Genomic DNA, 534 nt, shown 5'->3' on the forward strand with positions numbered 1-534 from the left:
CGGACCTGTGATGCGTTCAACGTTCCCATCATCACCTTGGTCGATGTCCCCGGGTTCCTGCCCGGCACCGGGCAGGAATTCAATGGCATCATCCGTCGTGGCGCGAAGCTGCTCTACGCCTACGGTGAGGCGACGGTCGGCAAGATCACCGTCATCACCCGCAAGGCCTACGGCGGCGCGTACGACGTGATGGGTTCCAAGCACATGGGTGCCGATGTGAACCTGGCGTGGCCGACGGCGCAGATCGCCGTCATGGGCGCCTCCGGTGCCGTGGGGTTCGTCTACCGCAAACAGTTGTTGGAAGCGGCGAAGAACGGTGAAGACGTCGACGCACTGCGGTTGAAACTGCAGCAGGAATACGAGGACACCCTCGTCAACCCGTACGTCGCCGCCGAACGCGGCTACCTCGACGCCGTCATCCCCCCGAGCCACACCCGCGGACAGATCGTCTCCGCACTACGACTACTCGAACGCAAACAGGTCACCCTGCCCCCGAAGAAGCACGGAAACATCCCGCTGTGAGCGCCGAAGCGA

Annotated in this window: 1 protein-coding gene; it reads left to right on the plus strand. The window is 63.5% G+C overall.

Going from position 1 to position 534, the window contains the following annotated elements; translation table 11 throughout:
- On the plus strand, window positions 1-522 hold a 522-nt coding region (locus A2J03_RS27860; RefSeq protein ID WP_331712414.1), incomplete at its 5' end, for a carboxyl transferase domain-containing protein.
- Between the last annotated feature and the right edge of the window lie 12 nt (window positions 523-534).

It is taken from the genome of Rhodococcus sp. EPR-157 (assembly GCF_001647195.1).
Taxonomy (GTDB): domain Bacteria; phylum Actinomycetota; class Actinomycetes; order Mycobacteriales; family Mycobacteriaceae; genus Rhodococcoides.